At 70.3% G+C, this 18,711-nt stretch carries 10 protein-coding genes; 4 read left to right on the top strand and 6 right to left on the bottom strand.

The genetic code is table 11. The features are described 5' to 3' along the window. Position 1: 1 nt before the first annotated feature. Both RG19_RS14815 and RG19_RS14810 read right to left on the bottom strand, forming a co-directional pair. On the bottom strand, positions 2–1,057 hold the full coding sequence (locus RG19_RS14815; RefSeq protein WP_058835944.1) for an oxidoreductase: 1,056 nt from the start codon (positions 1,055–1,057) through the stop codon (positions 2–4). Between the two features lie 118 nt (positions 1,058–1,175). Next, positions 1,176–1,490, bottom strand: a complete 315-nt coding sequence (locus RG19_RS14810; RefSeq protein WP_058835943.1) for a DUF2782 domain-containing protein — start codon at positions 1,488–1,490, stop codon at positions 1,176–1,178. Positions 1,491–1,654: 164 nt separating this feature from the next. Between RG19_RS14810 and polA the strand changes: the two genes are divergently transcribed. The 4 genes from polA (at position 1,655) to RG19_RS14790 (ending at position 9,220) form a co-directional block, all read left to right on the top strand. Continuing rightward, a complete protein-coding gene (gene polA / locus RG19_RS14805) occupies positions 1,655–4,429 on the top strand; it encodes a DNA polymerase I (RefSeq protein ID WP_058835942.1) in 2,775 nt (924 codons plus the stop codon). Between the two features lie 1,354 nt (positions 4,430–5,783). Then, positions 5,784–6,965: an acyltransferase family protein gene (locus RG19_RS14800; protein WP_082672703.1), complete on the top strand. Its 1,182-nt coding sequence runs from the start codon at positions 5,784–5,786 to the stop codon at positions 6,963–6,965. Between the two features lie 18 nt (positions 6,966–6,983). After that, the gene (locus tag RG19_RS14795; protein WP_058836653.1) at positions 6,984–8,084 is read left to right on the top strand and encodes a serine hydrolase; all 1,101 of its coding nucleotides are present in this window, start codon (positions 6,984–6,986) and stop codon (positions 8,082–8,084) included. After that, complete coding sequence (locus tag RG19_RS14790) at positions 8,081–9,220, top strand: serine hydrolase (RefSeq protein ID WP_058835941.1); 1,140 nt, start codon at positions 8,081–8,083, stop codon at positions 9,218–9,220. The genes RG19_RS14795 and RG19_RS14790 overlap by 4 nt, the downstream gene beginning before the upstream one ends. A 387-nt stretch (positions 9,221–9,607) precedes the next feature. On the opposite strand, the gene RG19_RS14785 is transcribed toward RG19_RS14790, so the two are convergent. From RG19_RS14785 to glyQ, 4 genes are all read right to left on the bottom strand, one after another. Continuing rightward, positions 9,608–13,567, bottom strand: a complete 3,960-nt coding sequence (locus tag RG19_RS14785; RefSeq protein ID WP_058835940.1) for a translocation/assembly module TamB domain-containing protein — start codon at positions 13,565–13,567, stop codon at positions 9,608–9,610. Then, positions 13,567–15,360 carry an autotransporter assembly complex protein TamA gene (locus RG19_RS14780; protein WP_058836652.1) on the bottom strand — a complete coding sequence of 598 codons (1,794 nt, stop codon included), beginning with the start codon at positions 15,358–15,360 and terminating at the stop codon, positions 13,567–13,569. The genes RG19_RS14785 and RG19_RS14780 overlap by 1 nt, the downstream gene beginning before the upstream one ends. 81 nt (positions 15,361–15,441) lie before the next feature. Continuing rightward, complete coding sequence (gene glyS / locus RG19_RS14775; RefSeq protein ID WP_058835939.1) at positions 15,442–17,604, bottom strand: glycine--tRNA ligase subunit beta; 2,163 nt, start codon at positions 17,602–17,604, stop codon at positions 15,442–15,444. A gap of 165 nt (positions 17,605–17,769) precedes the next feature. After that, positions 17,770–18,678, bottom strand: a complete 909-nt coding sequence (glyQ, locus tag RG19_RS14770; RefSeq protein WP_058835938.1) for a glycine--tRNA ligase subunit alpha — start codon at positions 18,676–18,678, stop codon at positions 17,770–17,772. Positions 18,679–18,711 lie beyond the last annotated feature (33 nt).

Here is an 18,711-nt window from a genome sequence, read left to right as displayed (position 1 = left end):
GTCAGATGGTACGCGCGGCCCCGTCGACGGACCGACTCCGGCCCAGCCGCGTGCTGTCGCGGGCCGCCTCCAGCACCCGCATCACGTCGAGCGCCTCCTCCGGCGTGACCGGCAGCGGCCCCCGGCCCAGGATCGCGTCGCGCACCCCGGCGTAGTAGGTACGGTAATCGCCGGCCACGCTGGCGATCGGGGTGTGGTGCACACCATCGCTGTCGGCGTGCACCAGGCTGCCGGGGCGCGGATCGTGGTGCCAGCCCGGCGCGCCGGGCACCATGCCGGCGCGCAGACGATCTTCCTGCGGGTCGAGGCCGTGCTTGACGAAGCTGGCCCGGGTGCCATGGGCGAGAAAGCGCAGCCGGTGATCGGCGGCGAGGGTGGATGCGTGCAGCAGCACGCGCCTGCGCGGCCATTGCAGGCTTACCTGGAACCAGTCGTCGACCTGCGCGCCGTCGCGGAACACGGCGATGTCGGCCTGCACCGTGTCGGGCATGCCGAACAGCTGCAGCGCCTGGTCCACCAGGTGCGGACCGAGGTCGAGCCACAGGCCGCTGCCGGCGCCGGGCCGTTCGCGCCAGCGGTCCGGCACCTGCGGGCGGAAGCGGTCGAAACACGATTGCAACTCGACGACATCGCCGAGCGCCCCGTCGTCGATCGCCTTGCGCAGGGTGAGGAATTCGGTGTCCCAGCGCCGGTTGTGGAACACGCTGACCAGGCGTCCCGCCGCGCGGGCGGCGGCCACGATGCCCTCCGCCTCGGCCAGCGTGGGGGCGAAGGGCTTGTCGACCACCACGTGACGACCCGCGCGCAGGGCGGCGATGGCGAGCGGGGCGTGGGTGTCGTTGGGCGTCGCCAGCACGACCAGGTCGATCGCGGGATCGGCGAAGGCCCGGGTGGGATCGGCGAGTACGCGCGCATCGGGGAAATCCGCGTGCACCTTGGCGGCATCCGACGACACCACGGTGTACAGGTGCAGGCCGGGTGTGTGGCGGATCAGCGGCGCGTGGAAGACACGGCCGACGAAGCCGTAGCCGACGAGCGCGATGTTGAGTGCTGTCATGGATCGGTGCGAGACGATGGCCGAGGATGTGGAGAGCCGGAGAACCCCTCATCCGCCCCTTCGGGGCACCTTCTCCCGCGGGCGGGAGAAGGGGTGGCAGCGGAGGGCGCCGGGCGACTCATTCCCACTCGAAGAGCCGGAAATAGGTCTGCGGGGCGTTGTCCTGGCCGCGGGCGTCGATGTTGCCGTCGCCATCGCGGTCGTAAAGGTAGTAGACCGGACCGCGAGAAGGCTGCACGCGCACCGCGCGCAACTGGCCGGCGATGCGGAACTCGGTGATCACGTCGCCGTTGCGTTCGGTACGCGTGGTTTCCTCCGCACCGGAGAGGAAGGCCTCGTCGTGCCCGGTGCCGCCGCCGGTGGCGCAGGCGGCCAGCAGGACGGAGAGCGCGAGCGACAGCAACAGGGGAGCGGTGGGCAGGCGGGCGTTCATCGCGGACTCCACGGCGGAATGGCGGTCATTATGCGCGTCCGGGACAGGACGGTGCCGTGAGTGCGGCCCGGCCGCGCAACGTCAGCCGGGAAGGGCGTACGCCGCGGAGCGGCTGTGCGACCGACCGCCCCCGCCGTTCCGGGAGGCTCCGGTAGACTCCCGCCATGCCACGCCTAGTCCTCATCGACGGTTCGTCGTACCTCTATCGCGCGTTCCACGCGCTGCCCCCGCTCACCAATCCCGCCGGCGAGCCCACCGGCGCGCTGTTCGGGGTGGTCAACATGCTGCGCGCCACGCTCAAGGAGCAGCCGGAGTACGTCGCTTTCGTGGTCGACGCGCCGGGCAAAACCTTCCGCGACGACCTTTATCCGGACTACAAGGCCAACCGCCCGCCGATGCCCGACGAGCTGCGCGCGCAACTGCACCCGATGTGCGACATCGTCGAGGCGCTGGGTATGCCGATCCTGCGCATCGACGGGGTGGAGGCCGACGACGTGATCGGCACCCTCGCCATCGCTGCAGCCAGCGACGGCGTGGACGTCACCATTTCCACCAGCGACAAGGATTTCGCCCAGCTGGTGCAACCGCGCATCGCCCTGGTCAACACCATGAGCGGCAGTCGCCTCGACAGCGAGGATGCGGTGCGCGAGAAGTTCGGCGTGCGGCCGGACCAGATCGTCGACCTGCTGGCGTTGATGGGCGACACCGTGGACAACGTGCCGGGCGTCGAGAAGTGCGGCCCGAAGACCGCCGCCAAATGGCTGGGCGAGTACGAATCGCTGGACGGCGTGATCGCCAACGCCGTCAACATCAAGGGCAAGATCGGCGACAACCTGCGGGCCGCGCTCGATCGCCTGCCGCTCAACCGGACGCTGGTCACCATCCGCACCGACGTCCCGATGGAACGCGGCCCGCGCGATCTGCCGCTGCGCGCGCGCGATACCGATGGCCTGCGCGATCTCTACACCCGCTACGGCTTCACCCAGGCCCTGCGCGAGCTGGAGGGCGGTAGCGCCGCGCCCGCGGTGGCCGAGGATGGCCCGCTCAGCCTGCGTGCGACCGAAGCCGGGTTCGCACGCAGCGGCAACGGCACGCCTGCGGCGGCACCGGCGGATCCCGCATTGTCGGAGGCCGGTGAGTACGAAACGGTCGTCACGCCCGAGCGGCTGGCGGCGTGGGCGGAGGCGCTGACGGCGGCCGACGAGTTCGCGTTCGATGTCGAGACCGACTCGCTCGATGCGCTGCAGGCACGGCTGGTCGGCATCAGCCTCAGCGTCGAGCCCGGCAAGGCCTGCTACATCCCGCTGGCCCACGATTACCCGGGCGCGCCCGCGCAGTTGGAGATGGCTGCGGTGCTCGACGCGCTGCGCCCTGCGCTGACCGATCCGGCGCGTCGCAAGCTGGGCCAGCACGGCAAGTACGACCTGCACGTGTTGCGCCGGCACGGGGTGGACGTGGCCGGTTACGCCGACGACACCATGCTTGAAAGCTTCGTGTACAACGCCACCGCCAGCCGCCACGACATGGATTCGCTGGCCAGGCGCTATCTGGGCATGGAGACGGTGAAGTACGACGACGTCACCGGCAAGGGCGCCAAGCGCATCCGGTTCTCGCACGTGGCGCTCGACGACGCGACCCGCTATGCCGCCGAGGACGCCGACATCACCCTTCGCCTGCACCGCGTGCTCGGCGCGCAGCTGGCGGCGGAGCCAGTGCTCGAACGTGTCTACCGCGACATCGAGATTCCGCTGGTGCCTGTGCTGGCACGGGTGGAAGCCAACGGCGTGATGATCGACGCCGACGAACTGCGCCGGCAGAGCGCCGACCTGTCGCGGCGCATGCTGGCGGCGCAGCAGAAGGCCACCGAGCTCGCTGGACGGACCTTCAACCTGGATTCGCCGAAGCAACTGCAGGCGCTGTTGTTCGACGAGCTCGGCCTGCCCGCCCTGGTGAAGACGCCCAAGGGCCAGCCGTCGACGAACGAAGAGGCGCTGGAAGCCATCGCCGATCAGCACGAATTGCCGCGGGTGATCCTGGAGTACCGCGGGCTGGCCAAGCTGCGCAGCACCTATACCGACAAGCTGCCGGAGATGATCAACCCGGAGACGGGCCGGGTGCACACCAGCTACCACCAGGCCGGTGCCGCCACCGGGCGGCTGGCCTCGAGCGACCCCAACCTGCAGAACATCCCGATCCGCACCGACGACGGTCGCCGCATCCGCCGCGCCTTCGTGGCGCCTGCCGGTCGCAAGCTGGTGGCCTGCGACTATTCGCAGATCGAATTGCGGATCATGGCCCACCTGTCGCAGGACAAGGGGCTGCTCGAGGCGTTCGCGTCGGGCGCCGACATCCACCGCGCCACCGCCGCCGAGGTGTTCGGCCGCGCGCTCGACGCGGTCACCGCCAACGAACGCCGTGCGGCCAAGGCGATCAACTTCGGCCTGATGTACGGCATGGGCGCGTTCGGCCTGGCGCGCAACCTCGGCATCGCACGCGGCGAAGCGCAGGACTACATCGCGCTGTATTTCTCGCGCTATCCGGGCGTGCGCGACTACATGGAGCGCACCCGCGAGCAGGCGCGCGAGCAGGGCTACGTGGAAACGGTGTTCGGTCGGCGGTTGTATCTGGACAACATCAGCGCCCGCAACGCGGGTTTGCGCGCCGGCGCCGAGCGCGCGGCGATCAACGCGCCGATGCAGGGCACCGCGGCGGACATCATCAAGCGCGCGATGATCGCCATCGATGCGTGGCTGGCGGAGGCGCTGCCCGAGGCCAAGATGATCCTGCAGGTGCACGACGAGCTCGTGTTCGAGGTCGCCGCGGCCGATGTCGACGGGCTGCTGGCCGGGGTGCGCGAGCGCATGACCGGGGCGGCCGATCTGGCGGTGCCGCTGGTGGTCGATGCCGGCATCGGCGGCAACTGGGACGAGGCGCATTGAGAACCGTGATGGGATGCTCCGTCCTCCTGGAATCACCATTCCAGACCTTGCCCGGAAATCGTTTTCAACCGTGGTAAACACAGGCTGAATCCAGCCGGCGTGCGCATTGGAATCTTCACGAACCATCAATGTGCCCAGTGGTCATATAGGCCCCGACGGATGCAACGTCCGTCGTCGATCTCTCCCTTCCCCTGGAGTGATCCCCGGAACGCATATGGCTTCTCCCCGAGCCCGCGTTCCACCCGAGCCCCGCCGGCCCCCCCTGCCTGCGGGGCTTTTTATTGGCTCTGCTGCCAGCGCGGGCTATCGGCTGCGAAGGGATCATGGCGTCACCCTTCGCTTTGCAACGCAGCGATCTGGCAGGCTTCGTAACGCGGCGACCTGGTGGGCCCCGCCGGAACCGGCGGCCTCCTCGCGCGAATGTCCCCCGGACGCCGCCATGCGGCGGCGCCCTCCTCCTTGATTTCGCCGAGAAGGCCGCCGGTCCCGGTGGGGCTCGGCTTGCGGAAGGTGTGGGCTGCAGCCCTGGCCGCGCTAGCGCCTGCACCCACAACTGCGATCCCATCCGCGTTTTCGATCTGCGACCTTTTACTTCGTGGGATGCAGGATGGGGCGGCCGATATGGGGCGGCCGATCGAGCAAGCAATGTGCAGACGCAGTCCGGCGCCGTGGAACGTAAGACGCCGGTCGATGTCGGTCTGACGTGGTGATCGGGCGTGTCTGCCTCGAGTCGGCGAGATCCACCGTCGTTCGTAACGCATGCAACGAGCGACGCGAAGACGACGGCGCGCACGAACCGTAAGCCGATCCCCGTCGTGGCCGGCTGGCCGTTGCGCCAAATCAAGGAGGAGGGCGCCGCCGCATGGCGGCGTCCGGGGGACATTCGCGGCAAGGGACTGCCGGCCACGGCGGGGTCTGTCAGGTCGCGATGACAGGAAACGAAGCGCTACATCCGTCAACGTGCGTCGCTGCCGCCGGTGGCTTCGCATGAGCCTTCACTCACCCTTTGTTCGTTGCGACTGGGTTCGCCTCACCATCCTTCGCTGTGTCCGCAGACCCGGCCGCGATCAGAATTTCCGATCACGTCGACGTGGCGCAGATTCCGCTGCCGTGTTTTCTCGCGAACGTCGACCATTCCTGCGTGAGCCCGCCTCGAATCGACGGGGACTCACCGCTGGCGTCCCCTCGCGTCATGGGCGTCTGGAACAGGCCTCTCGTACATGGATGGAATGACCGCGCCTTTGCGGATTCACGCCATTTTCTTCGCGGCATCGCAACACTGGACTGCCGCCGCCACGCCGCTGCGGAGCACGCAGGCCATCGCGCTGCACGCCTCCGCGAACAACCTCTGCCCATGAACGCCTCCACCGACCTCCAAGCCGGCGCGCGTCCGGCTGACGACGCCGCCACTCGACACCGCACGGCTGCCGCGTCCGCGTCCGCCGCCGTGCCCGCGAGCGGCGGACGCATCGAAGCGATCGATTTCGCCCGCGGTCTGGCGGTGACGTTGATGATCCTCAGCCACGGCGTCAATGCGCTGATGCCGTTCTCGGATTTCCCGGACTGGGGCCAGGTTCCGGTCCACGCGTTGACCAAGTTCTCGTCGTCGCTGTTCGTGATCGTGTTCGGCGTGGCGCTGGCGGTGGCCTTCGTGCCCAAGACCGGCCAGGACGACTGGCCGCAGCGACGCAACAAGATGCTGCTGCGCGGGCTGTGGGTGCTGTTCTGGTACAAGGTGCTCACCGTCGTCGAGATGTACCAGCTCAACGAGCGCCAGGACATCGTCGACACGCTGCTTTACCGGGATTTCCCCTCGTTCGTCGAGATCCTCGGCTTCTATGCCATCGCCCTGCTGTGGGTGCCGTTCTTCCTGCCGCTGTGGGCGCGCATGCCGATGCTGTTGCGCTGGGCCAGCCCGGTGCTGATGGGGCTGGCGTCGTGGTGGCTGCTGCTGAACTTCGACTTCTGGGGCATCCCGCAGCTGCAGGCGCTGGTCGTCGAGCACGAGGACTACTACACCTGGGGCCAACTGGCCCGCGGCCCGCTGGTGCTCCTCGGGCTGTTGATCGGCGGCCTGCTGTTGCGTGCGTATCACCGGCCCGCGACGCGCTTCGGGCTCGCGGCCGCGCTGGTGGGCGTCGGACTGGCCGCGCTCGCGTGTCTGGCCGTGTTGACCGGCGACGGACTGGGCGAACAGGTGCGTGAGATCGCGCGCAACATCGGCAAGCACCCGCCGGATCTGCCGTTCATGCTCTACAGCGTCGGCGGTGCGCTGGTCCTGCTGGGCCTGGCCATCGCCGGTGGCGAGGCCATCGCGCGGGCGCTGCGACCGGTGACCGTGATCGGCAGCAATGCGCTGATGGCGTTCGTGTTCCACATCGTGGTGATCTTCGTGCTGTTCCGCGACGTGCTCGATTACCACCTGTCGGTGTCGTACCAATACGCGCTCGGGCTGACCGCCGTGCTGATCCTCGCCACTGCCGCCTGGGTGTGGCTGTTGCAGCGGATTCAGCGCGCGATGGCGCGTCCGTCCTAGGCTGACCCGATGAATCGGATGTTGCGTTCCCTGCTGTCGAGCCTGCTGCTGGTCGTGACCGGCGTGGGCGCCGCCGCTGCTGCACTGCCGCCGCAACCGCCGCCGGCACCCGCCGGAGAGCCGTCGTGGGCGGCGCCGCTGCGCGAGCGGCTGGAGGCCGCGGATCGGCGCTTCGCCGGCGACATCGGCGTGTTCGTGCAGCACCTGGGCAGCGGTGAAGCGTTCTCGTTCCATGCCGACGAACCGTGGTACCTGGCCTCCGGCATCAAGGTCGTGGTGGCGATCGCCGTGCTGCAGCGGGTCGAGGCGGGCGATCTGAGTCTCGAGACCCGGGTGCGTCTGCGCGAGACCGATTTCGTCGACGGGGCGGGGCAGACCAACAGCTGGCCGGCCGGGACGCGCCTGCGGGTGTCGTATCTGCTCGAACAGATGATCGTCTACAGCGACAACACCGCCACCGACGTGCTCATCCGCACCGTCGGCGAGGACGAGGTCAATGTTCTGGCGCGCGCGCTGCTGCACGATGCGGGCCTGACCATCACCACGCTCGCCGACGTGCGACGGCTGGCCTACGCCGGTTTCCACCCGCACGCGGCGGACCTCACCTCGCAGGATCTGCTGGCGCTGCAACGCGCGCCGGCGGGGCCGCAGCGCGTGCGGCGCCTGGCCGAACTGCTGCACCTCGCGCCCGAGAATCTGCTGCTGCACGATCTCGACAGCGCCTTCGAGGCGTACTACGCCACCAACGTCAACGCGGCATCGCTGCGCGACTACGCGCGCATGCTGGAGGCGCTGGCCGAAGGGCGCGCGCTGGGTACCGAGCAGACCCGCTACCTGCTCGATGTCATGACCCGCGTCCGCACGGGCGACCGCCGCATCAAGGCCGCGTTGCCGGCCGGCGCCCGCTTCGCGCACAAGACCGGCACCCAGTACCGCCGTGTGTGCGACCTCGGCATCGTCACCGTGCGCGTGGCCGGCGCGAACGAGCAGGTCGTGGTCGCGGCGTGCGCGCGCGGGGCGCCCACGGCCGCCGGCGAGCGCGCGCTGCGCGACGTCGGTGCCGCCGTGGCCGCGTCGGGCGTCTTGAAGGCATCCACACCCGACCGGAGTTCGCCATGACCACGCGCGTGACGTTGGCCGCGAAGGCCCTGCCCCTGGCGCTCGCCTGCCTGATGCTCGCCGCCTGCCGACCTTCGGTACCCGACACCGGCCCCGCGGCCGAGGTGCACGCACCGGAGGATCCGGGCGCGCCCGGCTGGGTGGCGACACTGGATGCGGCCGCCCGTGCGATCGACGATGCGATGCCCGGCGACTTCGGCGTCTACGTGCGTCGCCTCGGCGCCGGTCCGCCGGTCGACGGGGCAGGCAGCCTCGATCGCGGCGACGATCGGGCGTGGTACCTGTCGTCGACGATCAAGGTGCCGGTGGCGATCGCGGTCCTGGAAGAGGTGGATGCCGGGCGGCTGTCGCTGGAGCAGTCGCTCACGCTCGCCGAAACCGACTTCGTCGACGGCGCCGGCGACATGCTCCAGCACGATCCCGGCGACCGGTTCACCGTGGCCGAACTGCTGGAGAAATCGCTGGTCGACAGCGACAGCACCGCCACCGACATGTTGATCCGCCTGGTCGGCGAAGATCATCTCAATGCGCGGGTCCGCGCGTGGGCGGGCACCGGCTTCGGGCCGATGACCACGATCCTGCAGGTCCGATACGACGCCTACGGCACCGCCCATGCCGGTGTGGCCGATCTGTCCAATCGCGACATCCTCGCGCTGCGCAATGCCGACGTCGGCGAACCGCGGCTGGTGGCCCTGGCCGAACGCCTGGGCGTCTCGCGCACGGACCTGGACGCGGACAACCTCGACGAGGTCTTCGCCCGCTACTACGACACCGGCCGCAACGCGGCCACCCTGGAAGCGTTCGCCGTGCTGCTCGAGCGGCTGGTGACGGGAGACCTGCTGTCGCCGGAGAGCACGGCGATCGTGCTCGGGCACATGCGGTCGATCTCCACCGGCGACCGGCGCATCCAGGCCGGCCTGCCGCGTGGCGCGGATTTCGCCCAGAAGACCGGTACCCAGTTCGCGCGCGCATGCAATGTGGGCGTGATCGATGCGGATCGCGGCGCGGACGGCGCCGTGATCGTCGCCGCATGTGCGGAAGATTACGACGACATCGCCGAGGCCGAGCAGGCCTTCGAGGCCCTGGGTCGTGCGCTGGACGAGGCCGGACTGGTGGGCGGTGACGCGTCTTCCTGAGCGGCGGTCCGTCGCGCGGCCGCACGCGTCCGGCGGTTCATTCATGCCATGCGGGCGCGTCGTCCCCAGCCGGCCGTTTCGACGCGGTGTCAGGCGGCCAGCCGATGGCGGGCTCGGTCGGCCGGGTGTCGCGTCGAGCGCGCCATGGCTGGCGCGCGCCCGAGCCGGGGCAGGGTGAGCGTGGACGGCTTGCGTGGCATTGCCGCGCGTCCATGCGAACCCCGGCGCGTGCCGCGCCGGGCCGGACCGCGCAGCGGCCCCGACCGAGGAAAGAGCGACTCCCGGCCGCCTGGGCGCGGCGTGCCGACGGAGCCCACGTAAACGCTACGCGCTGCGAACCACGTCAATCGGCGAAGAACCGAAAAAGGCGATCGCCCGTGCGTGCGGTCAGTCGCGCTCGCGGCGCCAGTTGAGCGAACCGCGATTCTCCAGCGTGCTGGATTCGATTTCGACATCGAAGCCGCGGGTGAGCAGGTACTTCAGCGTCAGCACCTGGCCGGTGCCGAGCAGCGAGACGCCGAATCCGACGTACAACCGCGGCGAAAGCTGCTTGCCCACGCCCAGCACGCTGCCGCCGAGTGCGCGCGACTCGCCGATGCCGGCGTTGTCCAGGCCCATGCGGGAGCCCAACTGCGAGGCCAGCATGCCGCCGCCGGCCGACAACGCGGCGCCGGCGGCGTCGAGCTGGTCGCCCTCCGCACCGGTCACCGTGGACAGCGAACGGCCCAGGGCGAGGTAGGCGAGCGCCTCGGACTGGTCGCGGCTGGGGTCGGTCCAGACGTTCACCGAGGGCGACGACACGCGGCCGGTCACGTCGATGCCGGCCGTCAGTTCCTCGGCCTCGATCCGACGCTCGGCGCGCAGGTTGATGACCGGATCGGCGATCGGGTCGTTGCTCCAGGTGAACTCGCCACGGGTGATCCGCAACTCCTGGCCGTACGCGCTGTAGCGGCCGCCGGCGGTCAACATGCCCTGGCCCATGATTTCGCGGCCCGGCACCTGGCGCACGCGCAGCCGGCCGCCGAGCTTGCCGGTCAGACCGAAGCCGTTGAGGTCGACGTCTTCGCCGAGCACGGCGGTCACGTCCAGCCGCAGCCCGGTCGGCGGGCCCTGCTCGGGGTCGACCGGATCCAGCACCACCACGTCGGGCGATGCGGAGACGCCTTCGCTCAGCCGCTCCAGATCCAGCCGCGCGGTCGGGATCGTGACCGTGCCGCTGACGTCGATGGGCTGGGCCGGGGCGATGCGCACGGTCAACTCGGGGTTGGCCACGGCGTGCAGGTCGCGGGTATCGGAGACCAGCACGTCCTCGCCGCGCACGTTGATCACGATCGGCACCTGCTCGCCGCTCCAGCCCAGCGTGCCGTCGATGTCCAGCGTGCCTTCGCCCGAGCGCAGGCTGCCGTCGAGGCGCGCGCTGCCGTCGGGTGCGGCGTCGAGCCGCAGGTTGCCGTCGGTCAGCACGATCGCCAGCGACGGGATTTCGGTGCGGAAGCCGGTCAGGTTCGCCTGCCCGCCGATCTGGGGCTCGGCGCGGGTCCCGCCCAGGGTCAGGCGGGCGACCAGCGTGCCCTCGGGCTCGACGATGTCGGGCGAGAACAGCTCCAGCCAGGTGAGGTTGTCGATGTCGGCGTCGAGGCTGCCGGCCAGCGGGGCGTAGTCGTCCCAGCCGGTGCGGACCTCGGCGCGGATCCGGCCGGTGTCGTCGACCCCGGTCGACAGCGTGCCCTGCAGGCTGTTGCCGTCGAACTCGGCCTGCAGCGCGAGATCGGAGTACGAGATTACGTCGCGCGGCGCACGTGGGCTGAAGCGCAGGCCGCCTTCGCTCGAACGCACGTCGACATTACCGGCATAGCCGTTGCCGACCGGTCGCACCTGGGCGTCCAGGGCGATCTCGCCGCGCAGCGCCCACGGCGTGCCGTCCTCGCGTTCCGGCAGATAGGGTTCGGCCAGCGCCAGCGGCAGCTGGGTGCCGCGTGCGGTGACGCCGCCCCGCGGCCAGTCGGCGGCCACGCAGAGCGAACCGCCGTCGCTGCTGGCGAAACAGGATTCGTCCACCCGCCAGTTGTCGCCGTTCTGGGCGAACGTCGCGGGCGACTGCAGGGACCAGGCCGCACCCCGTGCAGGGGCCAACTGCAGCGACGACAGTGCGCCGCGCCAGCCCTGTGCCGCCTGTTGCAGGCGCGCCTCCAGATCCAGCGCGCCGATGTCGCCGCGCACGCTGGCGGTGGCCTGCAGCGATTCGATCGCGCCGCTGGCGGTCACGTTGACGCTGTCCAGTGCCATGCCCGCCTCCACTGCCTCGGCGGTGAGGGTCAGACGGCCGCCATCGCTGCGGCCCCAGGGCAGTCGGCCCTGCAGCGCGATGCGCTCGGCGCCGTAGTCGCCCCAGCGCAGGCCATTGCCGCTCAGGTCGGCCTCGATGTCGGGCGCGTCGCGGGTGCCCGACAGCTGCACCCGGCCCTGCAGGCGGCCCTGCGCGCCAGGCACGAAATCGTCGAGCTGCAGCGGTTGCAGGTTGGCATCCAGGGCGATGCGGTCGGTCAGCTGGCCGCGCGCTTCGACCCGGCTCTGGCCCAGCCGCAGATCGACCTCGCCTTCGATGTCCGACGGGGTCTCCGGGGCCGCGTCCGCAGCCGGTCCGCGAATCTCCGCCTGCGCGCGCCCATCCAGCCGACGGCCGCGCAGGGTGCCGGCCAGGCGCGGCGCATCCACGGTGATGTCCAGGCCGCCGTCCGCTTCGCGGGTGCTGCCGGTACTGGCCAGGGTGCCTTCGATCCGGCCGGGCCAATCGGGGACGAAATAGCCGGGGTCGAAGCCGGCCAGTTCGGCGTCGAACGTCCAGGCCAGCGACGGCGCCCAACTCACCTCGCCGCGGCCGTCCAGTTGGCCTTCGGGCATGCTCGCGCGCAGCGTGCGCAAAACCATGCGCGCGTCGTCGCCGCGGCCGTCCAGCTCGATCTGGGCCGTCTGCGTCTCGCGCGTCACCGATGCTTTGCCGATGACCGCCCAGGCCGCGAGATTGCCGGCCAGGCCCAGGTCGGCATCGGCGGTGATCGGCACCGGGAGTTCGCCTGTGGCTTCGTCCGGACTGCCGCGCCACTGCACGTCGCGCGCGGCCAAGGCGAGCTTGCCGCGCGGCTGCTCGGGATCGGTGAAATCGGCGTGTCCGCGCAGGCTGATGCGGCCGTCCAGCACGTCCACGCGCAACGGTTTGAACTCGATGACCTGGTCCTCCAGCCGGACCACGGACGGCCGGATGTCGGCCCGCAGCTCGCCCTGTTCGACCCAGCCTTCCAGTCTGGCTTCGCCGCCCTGGCCATCGGCGGTCAGCGCCAGCCGCAGGGGGTCGCCGCCGACCTCGCCGTTGCCGGTCAGCAGCGCCAGGTCGAGGGCCTGGGCCTCGGCGGCCAGGCGCCAGCCCGGGCGATCGCGGCCCCGCAAGGTCAGGTCGGCGCGGACCGGGGCCGGCGCGTTGCCGCGGATCGCGACCGCCAGTTCGGTGACGTCGCCGCGCGCGACCAGGCCGAAGCGCGGCCGGGTGCGGCCGGGCGGGGCCGGCAGCACGGCGCTGGCGACCAGGTCCATGCGGTAATCGTCGTCGGGCAGGTACTCGCCGTTCACCGCGAAGCGGCCGAGATCGCTGTCGACCACCAGGTTGTCCACGCGCAACTGGCCGTCGCGCGCGTCGAGCGCGCCGGTGGCGCTGCGCACATCGATGATCGGGCCGTCCGCACCGACCACCTCGAAGCGCTGGATGCGGATCGCATCGGCCTGCATCGCCAGCGGCAGCGGGCCGATCTGCGGCAGCACGTCGGGCCAGGTCGGCAGTTCGAAGGGCTCGTCGTCCGCGCTCGGCGGCAGGGTCAGGCGGGCGTCGTCGATCTCCAGCGCGTCGAGGCGCAGCAGGCGGCCGAACAGCGGCCGGATGTCGGGGTCGAGCATCACCCGGCCGGCCTCGAACGACAGCGTCAGCGGCTCATCGCAGTCGCCGAACGGCACCGGCTCCTCGTCGCGATCGGGGCAGGCCTGGTAGACGAAGCGCACGTCGTAGAGGGTCAGCGGGCCGGTGGCCGGGCCTTCCGCGGCACGCCATTCGAACGTCGTGCCCGGCGGCAGCCGCGCACTGATCTGCGCGAGCAGGAAGTCGCGCCCGCCCAGGGTCATCAGCAGCCAGTACACCAGGCCCACGGCGAGCAGGCCGAGCACGCCCACGACGATGCCCGAACGCAGCGCCAGCACGCGTGCGCGCTTGCGCCTGCGCGCACGCAGTTCGGCGATGCGCGCCTCGCGCTCTTCGGGGCTCAGGTTCGGGTCGATGCCGCGACGGGCGCGAAAGATCGCCATCAGAACGACGTCCCGATATCGAGATGCAGGGTGAACGGCGAATCGGGGTCGTCGAGGCCGCGGGCGACATCGAAACGCAGCGGACCGACCGGCGACGCCCAGCGGAAGCCGACGCCGACGCCGGTGCGCCAATCGGGCCGGTCGTCGTAGGCGCTGCCGCTGTCGGCGAACACCGCGAAGCCGAAGCCGTTCTCGAAGTAGTGCTCGAACTCCACGCTGCCGGTGGTGACGTGCTTGGCGCCGAGGGCGAAATCGCCCAACCGGGGACCGACCTCGCGCCAGTCGTAGCCGCGAATGCTGCGGTCGCCGCCGGCGTAGAAGCGCAGGCTGGGCGGCATGTCGACCAGTGCGCTGGTGTTGGTCGCGCCCACTTCGCCGCGCACGATCAGCCGGTTGCGCTCGCCGATGCCGCGGTACCAGGTGGCGCGGGCATGGATCTGGGTGAAGCTCGCGTCGGAACCGGCGCCTTCCAGGCCGCCGCGCAGCATCAGGGTGCCGCCGATGCCTTCGCGCGGAAACAGACGGTCGTCGACATCGATGTACTCGGCACGCAGCGACGGATACAGGAAGGTCGCGTAGCGGTACTCGCGGACCACGTCGTCGGTGCCGTCGTCGCCGTCGTCCTCGACGTAGCCCCAGCGCTCGCGCAGGACGTGCGCCGAGGCGATCAGGTTGAGGTTGTCGTTGTACTGGCCGCTGCGGCTGCCGACCAGTTCCAGCCGGCGGCTGTCGATGTAGCGGGTCTGCTCGTCGGCGCCCTGCAGGCTCACTGTGTACCAGCCGTCGAGCCAGGCGAAGGCGGGGATGCGGTACTGCAGGGTCGCGGTCTTGCGCCGTTGCGCCCAGTCCAGCTGCGCCTGCGCCTTGTGGCCGCGACGGTTGACGTAACGGCGCTCCTCGCCGAGCCGGAAGCCGGCGCCGCTGTCGGTGCCGTAGGAGATGCCCGCCGTCTGCACCTTGCGCGGCGCGGGCGTGAGGGTCACCTCCACCGGCACGCGACGGTCGACGGCATTCTCGGGCTGCGGGTCGATGCTGATGCTGCTGAAGTAGTCCAGCCGCTGCAGCGAGGTGCGCAGCCGGTCGAGACGGCCCTGGTGGTAGTACTGGCCTTCTTCCCAGTAGATCAGGCGCTCGAGCAGGCTGTTGTCGACGACTTCGTTCGGGGTCTGCTCGAAGGTGGTCGCGCCCATGTCGTAGCGCTCGCCGCTGGTCCAGACCAGTTCGATGTCCGCGGCCTCCTGCGCGCGGGTGACCTCCACGCGCCGCGAGGCGAAATCGGCGTCGAAGTAACCGCGCTGGGCCAGACGGCGGCTGATCCGGTTCTTGCTGGTCTCGTACGCGGGATGGTCGAAGACCGCGCCGGTCGCCGGCGCGAAGGCATCGAGCTCGCGGCGCAGGTAACGGTCCTGGCCGCCTTCGCCGAGGATCGCGATGTTCGAGTTGCGCACGCGCACCGGTTCGCCGGGCGTCACCCGGATCGTCACCGTCACCGGCGTCCCGCGATCCTCGCGCTCGTCGCGGGTCACGGTGATCTCGGGGGAATAGAAGCCGAACGGCTCGAGCGCCTCGCGGGTTTCGTCCTCGGCCACGCGCAGCATGTAGGCCAGCCGGCGGAACGAGACGTCGCGTCCCTGCGCCTGCTCCAGCGACAGCGAGACGCGCACGTTGGCGGTCATTTCCTCGTCCAGCCCTTCGATCCGCACCTCGCCCACCTCGATGGCCTGGGCCAGGGCGGGGAGCAGGAGCAGAAGCGACAGGGCGGCGAATCGGGTCAGGCGTTCAGGGGCACGCATGCCGGGCAGCATACCCAAGATGCGTCAAGAAGCGCTTAACCCTTTTCGGCGAAAGTGTGAGAAACCCCGGGATTCCGGCCCTCAGCCCGACAGTTGTTCGATCGCGGCGACGCTGCCCAGCCGGTCGCCGAGGCGCTTGAGCAGGGCGAGCCGGTTGGCGCGCACCGCGACCTCGTCGGCATTGACCATCACCGCATCGAAGAACGCATCGACCTGCGGACGCAGGCGTGCGAGATGCGCCAGCGCGTCGACGTAGTCGCCCTGCGCCAGCGCGTGTCCGGTCTCGGCGTAGACCGCTTCCACCGCCTCGGCGAGCGCGCGCTCGGCCGGCTCGGCCAGCAAGGCGGGGTCCACCTGGCCCGGAATGTCGATGTCGGCCTTGCGCAGGATATTGCGGATGCGCTTGTCGGCCGCGGCCAGCGCGTCGGCCTCGGGCAACTGGGCGAAGCTGCCGATCGCGTCGATGCGGCGGTCGAAGTCGTACAGCGAGGCCGGCTTCAGCGCGGCCACCGCAGCGAAGTGCTGGGGCGGTACGTTGCGATCGTCGTAGTAGCCGCGCAGGCGGTCGAGGACGAAGTCGTAGAGCTCGTGCGCGAGGGTCTGCGCGTCGGGAGGACTCGCGATATCGCCTCGGGGCTTCTTGTCGCCGGCATCGGCGGCGGATCGCGAGACGACCGCGTCGACGGCCAGGGCGGCCGCGTGCGCGATCAGCGCCCGCGCATCGAGATCGAACCCCGACTCGATGATCGAGCGCGCCAGCCCCAGCGCATTGCGCCGCAGCGCGAACGGATCCTTGTTGCCGGTCGGCTTGAGCCCCGCGGCGAAACCGCCGGCCAACGTGTCGAGGCGTTCGGCGATCGCCAGCACCTTGCCCAGCGGCGACAGTGCGATGTCGTCGCCGGCGAAGCGCGGCTGCCAGGCTTCGTCCAGGGCGTTGGCCAGCGCGGTGCGATCGTCGTGGGGCAGGTCGTCGAGCGACGGATCCTGCAGCGCGTAATAGCGTCCGGCGATGCCCTGCAGCTCCGGAAACTCGTTGACCAGCCGCGATTGCAGATCGGCCTTCGACAGTTCCGCGGTACGCCGGGCCAGCGCCGGCGCCACGTCGACCTGCGGCGCGATGGTCTCGGCCAGCGTCGCCACGCGCGCGACCTTGTCGGCCAGCGTGCCCAGCTTCGCCTGGTAGGTGACCGTCTTCAGGCCGGCATCCATCGACGCGAGGCCCTGTTTGATGTCCTCGACGAAGAAGAACTGCGCATCGGCGAAGCGCGGGCGGATCACCCGCTCGTAGCCCTTGCGCACCTCGGCCTCGTCGCGCGAGACGATGTTGGCGACGCCGATGAAGTGCTCGGACAGGCGGCCGCCCACCAGCACCGGGAAGAATTTCTGGTTCGCCTCCATGGTGGCGATCAACGCCTCCTGCGGCACTGCCAGGAACTCCGGTTCGAAGGCGCAGGTGACCGCATGCGGCCACTCGACCAGGCAGGCGACCTCGGCGAGGTTGCCGTCGTCGATGCGCGCCTCGCCGCCGACTGCGCGCGCGGCGGCCTGCACCTGATCGACGATGCGCTGGCGCCGCGCGACCGGATCGACCAGCACCTGCGCGGCGTCCAGCGCCGCCACGTAGTCCTGCGGCCGCGCGATGGTCACCGCGCCGTCGTGGGCGAAGCGATGCCCGCGGCTGTCGCGCCCGGCCTGCAGGCCGAACGCCGTCGCCGGCACCACCTCATCGCCCAGCAGGACCACCAGCCAGTGCACCGGCCGCGCGAACGTCCAGGCATGCGCGCCCCAACGCATGCCCTTGGGTACCGGGATCGCGGCGATCGCCTCGTTCACGATCTCCGGCAACAGCGCGACGGTGGGTGCGCCCGGCGACACCGCGCGGTGCACGAAGCGCTCGCCCTTCTGGTCGCGGGTGCGTTCGAGCGCGGTCCACTCGACGCCGGCCTTCTGCGCGAATCCCTGCAGCGCGCGGGTCGGTCGGCCGTCGCCATCGAGTGCGATGTTGACGTACGGCCCCGGCACCTCCGAACGCTGCTCGGGCTGGGTGGTCGCCACGCCCGGCAACAGCACGGCCAGGCGCCGCGGCGTATACAACGGGCGCGCGTCGCCGCGCGCGACCGCGATGCCGCGTCGGTCCAGCGCGGCCAGCACGCCGTCAAAGAACGCTTGCGCCAGGCCGGGCAGGGCCTTGACCGGCAGTTCTTCGGTGCCGAGTTCGATGAGCAGGGGTCGGGTGTCGGTCATGGGAGTCCGTCTCGATAGTCCGGCAGTGGTCCCGTACGTCGGGAAGGCCTGCGTGGTGTCGGCGATGGTGTGTCTTTCGGCACGCGTGGCGACGCGGTGGGTTCGGCCGCCGCCCGATGCCTGCCTGGCGCTCCCGCGTGCGGGAGAAAGGTCAGATGGTTCGGGTCAGGCGGCTTGCCTGGGTGCTTTCAGGCCGGGGAAGCCCAGCTTCTCGCGTTGCTCGTGATACGCCTGCGCGACCGACTGGGCCAGCTTGCGCACGCGCAGGATGTAGCGCTGGCGCTCGGTGACGCTGATCGCGCGGCGCGCGTCGAGCAGGTTGAAGCTGTGGCTGGCCTTGCACACCTGCTCGTAGGCCGGCAGCGGCAGACCCAGGCCGACGAGCTTGAGTGCTTCGGCCTCGCAGGCGTCGAAGCGGTGGAACAGCTCCGGTACGTCGGCGATCTCGAAGTTGTAGGCGCTCTGCTCGACCTCGTTCTGGTGGTAGACGTCGCCGTAGGTCACCGGGGTGCCGTCCGGGCCGACCGTCCACACCAGGTCGTACACGTTGTCCACGTTCTGCAAGTACATGCACAGCCGCTCGAGGCCATAGGTGATCTCGCCCAGCACCGGTTTGCATTCCAGGCCGCCGGCCTGCTGGAAGTAGGTGAACTGGGTCACTTCCATGCCGTTGAGCCAGACCTCCCAGCCCAGGCCCCAGGCGCCGAGCGTGGGCGACTCCCAGTTGTCCTCGACCAGGCGCAGGTCGTGCACCTGCGGGTCGAGACCCAGCGCTTTGAGCGAATCGAAATACAGTTCGACGATGTTGTCGGGGCTGGGCTTGAGCGCGACCTGATACTGGTAGTAGCGCTGCAGACGGTTCGGGTTCTCGCCGTAGCGGCCGTCGGTGGGGCGGCGGCAGGGTTGCACGTAAGCGGCGTTCCACGGCTCCGGGCCGATCGAACGCAAAAACGTGGCCGGGTGGAAGGTGCCGGCGCCGACCTCGAGGTCCAGCGGCTGGATCAGCACGCAGCCCTGGTCCGCCCAGAAGGCGTTGAGGCGCTGGATCATCGCCTGGAAGGTCGGTCCGGACATCGTCGGCGGGCTCTCTGGAGGGCGCGCTAGTAT

The organism is Luteimonas abyssi (assembly GCF_001482195.1).
GTDB lineage: Bacteria > Pseudomonadota > Gammaproteobacteria > Xanthomonadales > Xanthomonadaceae > Luteimonas > Luteimonas abyssi.
The sequence above is the reverse complement of the archived record's forward strand: the minus strand, read 5'-3'. Positions and strand labels throughout refer to the sequence as shown.